The 5,867-nt window shown below is 59.9% G+C and carries 6 protein-coding genes and 2 pseudogenes; 5 read left to right on the top strand and 3 right to left on the bottom strand.

The features are described 5' to 3' along the window. The first annotated feature begins 131 nt into the window (after positions 1-131). From AB7F49_RS37600 to nhaA, 4 genes are all read left to right on the top strand, one after another. On the top strand, positions 132-374 hold the full coding sequence (locus AB7F49_RS37600; protein WP_126700692.1) for a hypothetical protein: 243 nt from the start codon (positions 132-134) through the stop codon (positions 372-374). 310 nt (positions 375-684) lie between these two features. After that, positions 685-954, top strand: a complete 270-nt coding sequence (locus AB7F49_RS37605) for a DUF1488 domain-containing protein (protein ID WP_428532560.1) — start codon at positions 685-687, stop codon at positions 952-954. Positions 955-963: 9 nt separating this feature from the next. Further along, positions 964-1,776: a transglutaminase-like domain-containing protein gene (locus tag AB7F49_RS37610; RefSeq protein ID WP_126700693.1), complete on the top strand. Its 813-nt coding sequence runs from the start codon at positions 964-966 to the stop codon at positions 1,774-1,776. A 45-nt stretch (positions 1,777-1,821) separates the two neighbouring features. After that, complete coding sequence (nhaA, locus tag AB7F49_RS37615) at positions 1,822-3,135, top strand: Na+/H+ antiporter NhaA (protein ID WP_428532564.1); 1,314 nt, start codon at positions 1,822-1,824, stop codon at positions 3,133-3,135. 79 nt (positions 3,136-3,214) lie between these two features. On the opposite strand, the gene AB7F49_RS37620 is transcribed toward nhaA, so the two are convergent. After that, positions 3,215-4,078, bottom strand: coding sequence for a transglutaminase family protein (locus tag AB7F49_RS37620; RefSeq protein ID WP_428532567.1), 864 nt, complete (start codon positions 4,076-4,078; stop codon positions 3,215-3,217). A 1,047-nt stretch (positions 4,079-5,125) separates the two neighbouring features. Here AB7F49_RS37620 and AB7F49_RS37625 point away from each other — a divergent pair. Then, positions 5,126-5,467 carry a hypothetical protein gene (locus AB7F49_RS37625; RefSeq protein WP_428532570.1) on the top strand — a complete coding sequence of 114 codons (342 nt, stop codon included), beginning with the start codon at positions 5,126-5,128 and terminating at the stop codon, positions 5,465-5,467. Here the strand turns inward: AB7F49_RS37625 and AB7F49_RS37630 are convergent. Continuing rightward, positions 5,464-5,622: pseudogene (locus AB7F49_RS37630) on the bottom strand (IS5/IS1182 family transposase); the annotation flags it as partial. The gene AB7F49_RS37625 and the pseudogene AB7F49_RS37630 sit on opposite strands and share 4 nt — an antisense overlap. A gap of 55 nt (positions 5,623-5,677) precedes the next feature. Then, positions 5,678-5,867 (bottom strand): annotated as a pseudogene (locus AB7F49_RS37635) (transposase); the annotation flags it as partial.

The following is a 5,867-nucleotide window of genomic DNA, read 5'->3' on the forward strand; positions in this document are numbered from 1 at the left end:
GCAGGAGAAGGCCGCCCCTAAGTCAGCGGACCCGTTCGCCAGCCGAACCAGACTCGCCGCGAATACAAACACCAGGCGCGCCAAAGGCAAAGCGCGGTGGTCGTGACGCTGTGTGGCGTCGGGAATCAGCGATGAAGATCGTGATCGAGTTCTACCGTATCCGCGAAACGGACAACGCGCACGCTGTCATTGGACAGGAGACTGCAGACGCCGCAAATCTCGATGATGCAATCGAGATTGCACAGCGGCTTGCAAAGACTCTCAACATGCCGCAGCAGCCAGACGCCATGTCGATCAGCGATAGCGACGGAAACGAGCTTTATGTTCACAGGTTCCGCGTATTTGAAACACCGGATGAAAGGTCACTACCATGAACGCTCCCGGGACGGAGACCGAACTTGGACGGCATGCCCTCGCGATTGGCGTTTGGGAAAATGAGGGCGGAGCACCGGCGCCCGACACGCTTGACCATCAAGACGGATGGAAGATAGAGGCGGATCGATCCCGGACGCTCCATCCCGTGTTCCCCCGCGTAGATGCGCCTCGACTCACGATGACGGCCCTCTGGCGTTGGGCAGCGAGCGATAACCGTTTGTCGCTCGCCGAACGCTACGCTAGCTGCAGAAAGGACCGCAGTGGGCTACCAACGGCCGCCTTGATGCCGGTTATAGCCGCGTGCCGATCATGACACTGGCTTTCCTCAATCCGAGCCGGAGCTTCGATGAGGCGCGCAATGCGGTTGTCTTCTTCGGTCATGACGGCATGTTCGAGATACGGTTTTTTGTCGAGATCGCGGCACTCGCAGGAGGCCAGCCACGGGGCGCGCGAATGTCGGAGGCGCAATATCTTTCGGCGTTCGATGCAATGCGTGCATCCATCCATGATGTTGCACGCAAGGCGTATTCCCACAGCCGCCGCAATTCGAACACCCTGACCGCCGCCGATTTCCGGTAGGGCGGTGCGATGCTGATCCGCTACGGCTACGAGATCACCCTGACCTGCACACAACCGACCGCGTTGGTGTGCCTGTTGTCAGTCCATGAGGATCGCGCGGACGAGATCAGGGTTCCCGAGACGACCTTCACGACACCGGATGTGCCGGTGTCGACCTATCGCGACCTCTTCGGCAACCGGTGCCGGCGGCTTGTCGCGCCGGCTGGCGACCTCATGATCTGGGGCGACGCCACGATCGAGGACGATGGCAAGCTTGACCCCGTGGTGCCCGAGGCCCGGGAAACTCCCGTGCCGGATCTGCCGGACGAGTGCCTCGGCTACCTCATGGGCAGCCGCTATTGCGAGACGGATCGTCTCAGCCAGATCGCGTGGGATACATTCGGAAAGATTCCGCCCGGTTGGGGCCGGGTGCAGACCATCTGCGACTTCGTGCAAGCCCATATTCGTTTCGACTATATGCAAGCTCGCGCGACACGCACGGCGTTCGACGCCTTCCATGAGCGTGTCGGGGTCTGCCGCGACTTCGCGCATCTGGCGATCACCTTCTGCCGCTGCCTCAACATCCCTGCACGTTATGTGAATGGCCATCTGGGCGACATTGGTGTGCCGGTCGTCGATCCGATGGATTTCAGCGCCTGGATGGAGGTTTTTCTCGACGGTGCGTGGCATACATTCGATGCGCGCAACAACGTTCCAAGAATTGGCCGGATCGTCGTCGCGCGTGGGCGCGACGCCGCCGACGTCCCTCTCATCAATTCATTCGGACCTCATGTCCTGAAATCCTTCCGAGTCTGGACCTACGAGGTGCAGGCTCCGCTTTAGCTGCAGAACCAGACCGCCGCCGCCGACAAGCAAAGGGCATTTGAAATGAACGAGAGTCTCTCCCGACTCCCGAAAGTGCCTGCCGATCGGCTGACCAAGCCATTCATGCGTTTCCTTCGCATCGAGGCCATGGCCGGCGCCGTTCTGTTGCTGAGCACCCTCGTGGCGCTCACGCTCGCCAACTCGTCGTGGTCGTCTTCGTTTCTCGCCCTGTGGGATATCCACGCCGGGATCAATCTTGGCGGCCTGGAGATATCGCGATCGCTGAAGCATTGGATCAACGATGGGTTGATGACGCTCTTCTTTTTCGTCATTGCGCTCGAGCTGAAACGTGAACTGGTGCTGGGCGAACTGCGCGATCCCCGAGCGGCCTTATTGCCTGTCGCCGCAGCGATCGGCGGGATGGTCGTGCCAGTCAGCGTATTCCTACTGATCGTAGGCGGTGGCCCTGGAGCAAGCGGCTGGGGCACCGTGATGTCAACCGACACGGCCTTCGTGATCGGCTGCCTGGCGGTTCTCGGTTCGCGCATTCCGGAGAGTTTGCGGCTGTTCCTGCTCTCGCTCGCGATCTTCGATGATGTCGGTGCCATCCTGGTCGTGGCGGTCGGCTATGGCGGCGCCTTGAACTGGCTGGCTCTCGGCGCGGCGGGAGCAGGATTGGTCGCCGTGGCCGCGATCGCACGCTTGGGCGTGCGCAGCATCCCAGTCTATTTCGCTATGGGCGGCGTTATCTGGCTCGCGTTCGATGCTTCCGGCATCCACGCGACCCTGACGGGGGTCATCCTCGGATTGATGACGCCGGCGCGGAGCTGGGTGAGCGACAGGCGTCTCCATGCTATTCTTGATCGGGTCGTTGCCTATCCGCCTGGTGACCATTGGAGCAACGACACAGCCGCTCGCGATGATCTCAACAAGGCGGGCATCGCAACGCGCGAGGCGCTGTCCCCGATCGAGCGCCTTGAGATTGCGCTCCATCCTTGGGTCGCATTTGGCATCTTGCCTCTTTTTGCCTTGGCCAATGCGGGGGTCCCAATGATCGCCGCAAAATTCGACCCTACGCTTACGACTGCAATCTTCGCCGCTTTCGTTGCAGGCAAGCCGGTTGGCGTGATCCTCTTCAGCTTCCTTGCTGTGAACTCGCGCCTCGTCATTCGTCCGAGCGAGTTGTCGTGGGGTCTGCTGGCAGCAGGAGGATTGCTGACCGGCATCGGTTTTACGATGGCGCTATTCATTGCCGAACTGGCTTTCGATTCGGCCCTTCTGAACTCGGTCAAACTCGGCGTCATGGTCGCCTCGGTCATCTCGGCCGCAGCGGGATTCCTGGCGTTGATCTGGCTAACGTCCTCTCGCAGGCAATAAGGCGCGTCGAATTGCCTCAGCGTCGGACTTAGGGCGATTGTGACTCTTGCTGTGATCGGCGGAACGTCGCGTGATGCATCTATGAAACGACAGGAACCTCGACCGACATGCCAAGGAAGGCGTCGCTCATCCCCACGAAGCTGCCGGCTACGGGGGTCACCTGCCGGATGTCTCGCCCCACTGCAACGGGAATGAGATTGACACCGCCGACGCTGCGGTTCGTCGGATCGAAGGTGATCCAGCCCGCGCCCGACAGATAGACTTCCGCCCAGGCATGGGTTGTGCCTGCCCCGTCGGATCCGACGATGTCCTGAGCCGGATTGTGGAGATAGCCCGACACGATCCTCGCTCCGAATCCGAGCGTCCGAACCGCCTCGATGAAGAGGACCGCGAGGTCGCGGCAGGAACCCCATCCGCGCTCCAGAGTCTGCACGGGTGACTGCGTGCCCTCCTCGTCGCGACCCTGGTAGGAGACCCATGCCAGGATGCCGGCATTGATATCCTTGAGAAGTGAAAGCGTGTCGGTCGGATTGCTGCGGACAAAGGCTTGAACCCATTCTCGCAATCGTCTCGTCGGATCGGGATGCTGCGGAATTGCCAGAGCCCCAAGGTCCGTCCATTCATCGTCGCTGTATCGAAATGGATAGAAGATCGCAGACGCCGCGACATCGAAAACCGGCCATGCAACGGCATCGAGCTCCAATTCGGCAACGCTATCGATGATCAGCCTCTCGGCCATGCTCTGGAATGTGGCTGTCGCGACCATGTTGCCTGCAACGTCCTGCGCCCAGGTCACGAACGCATGTGGTTTCACACTCAGTTCCATTGACAGCAGACGGAGTTCGCGGCTCTCCCGCGGCCGAAGCATGAGGCGATGCGGGCGCAGGCTAACGAGCTTGCCATAGCGATAGGTTGTCCTGTGGCTGATTCTGAACTTGATCATAATTCTCTTTCAACCGGTACCGCTCCGTTTTCCTTTGCACGGGCAAGCCTGCAGTCGCCGCCCACAACCGCTCAATGAGCATGTCTGATCGTTCTATGGCCGCCGATGCTTTCGGAGCGGATCGCAACCATATCACGGCATATTGCCCTGCATGGCGATCATCCGGCCTGCGAGATTGACCCCAAGAACGGGCGGTTGGCTTCCCAATTTGACCCCTTCATTTGCGACGATCGCAGGTTGTTCGTCATTGATGAAGGAGATGGCCCGGGGATGAAGAGCTTGGACACGATTGGACTTATCCGTCGCTGCTTTTGAACGGGAGAGTCGGCATCGTAGTTAGACCAGGGCGTCTACTTTGCCCTCTCGGGCCGCCACCTTGGATGGAACAAATCGTCGATTTTGGAACCGGTCTGGTGGGCGCAGGTCAGCATGTGAGACCGTGCTGATTTCTACCGGTCGCCAGCCCTATCATGCAGAACAAATCTTCGCTGACTCTGGTGAACCACCATGCGATGACTGCACTTCTGTGGATAGCAAAGCGACGCCGTCATCACCATATGTTCATTACGAGTGGCCCAGAACTCCCTCACATCAGCCACTAGTCGAGGAGGCCCCTATGCGAGGCCAACGCTTCGGAAGCAAGATCAAGCTCCCCTCAACCATAGCAATCAAACATCAACTTCTGACGATGATGTTCGAGGACGAGATCAGGGCGATTCCACCTGGTGGCGCTTTCAATGAAAACAAATCTCCAGCGCTCGCCATGTTGAAACGACTCAGAGGTTCGCCCCTCGCGCGCGCCCGCTAGCTGAGGGCAGTCATTCCCCTCGCCACCGGCTTTCGTTCTTGGAAACTGCGACGGCGATGCGTCGATGGCGGGAGCGTCAGCTTTCGGGCCGCGCGTTCTTGGAGTGAGCGCTGGCGAGAGCATACGTGGGTGCACTGGTCAATTTTGCACAGATCAAATTACTCGCGGCGCTAACTTAGACCAGCGGGGCCGGCTCGACCGCTCCGAGGCTCGGCGCGTCTGCTCAATGGAGGAAGCCGGTGAAAGTTGTGTGTGCCTTCATGGCAGCGGGTTTGATCATCGTTCCCACAGTGCAGGTCGCGGCCGCAGAGCAAGCGGTACTGGGGCAAGGCAACGTGTCCTGCAGGACATGGAGTTCCGATCGCAACAGTAGTGAAGCCTTTGCCCGCGTCGCTTGGATTCTCGGCTTCATTACGGCGTTCCACCAGTACGGGCCACGTCCCGAGCGCGACGTCTCCTCCGGTAGCAGTACCCAGCAAATCACTGAGTTGGTCGACCATCATTGTACCCAGCACCCTACCGACGATGTGTATCGCGCGGTGCTTGCGGTGATCGACGAGTACAAGCGTATCCGGAACTAGGCCGTGGACTCATTAACGCGCAGCGATAGCGGCATTGACGCCAGTTGAATAAAGGCGAGGTAGTTCGCAGCGAGATAGTCGTAGCGCGTCGCGACTCGACGACGCTGCTTGATCTTGTTGAAGAACCGTTCAACCAGATTGCGCGCAGGGTAGAGAAGCGGACCGAAGCATAGCGCATCGGTGCGCTTCGTTTATTGGTGGGCTACTCGCCCACACGCCGGCTCGCCGCCAGCGAACGAAGCGATTGTAACAAGTGGTGCGCGGACCGAAGTTGACCGGCAGATCACGCCACGGTGCCCCAGATCGCAAGAGACCTAGAAGATGCCATTGAGGACGGGACGGTCGTTCTCCCGCGGCACTCCGCGCGGTTTATTGGCAGCAACGGCCTGATGCCAGTCCG

It is taken from the genome of Pseudorhodoplanes sp. (assembly GCF_050250235.1).
Taxonomy (GTDB): Bacteria; Pseudomonadota; Alphaproteobacteria; order Rhizobiales; family Xanthobacteraceae; genus Pseudorhodoplanes.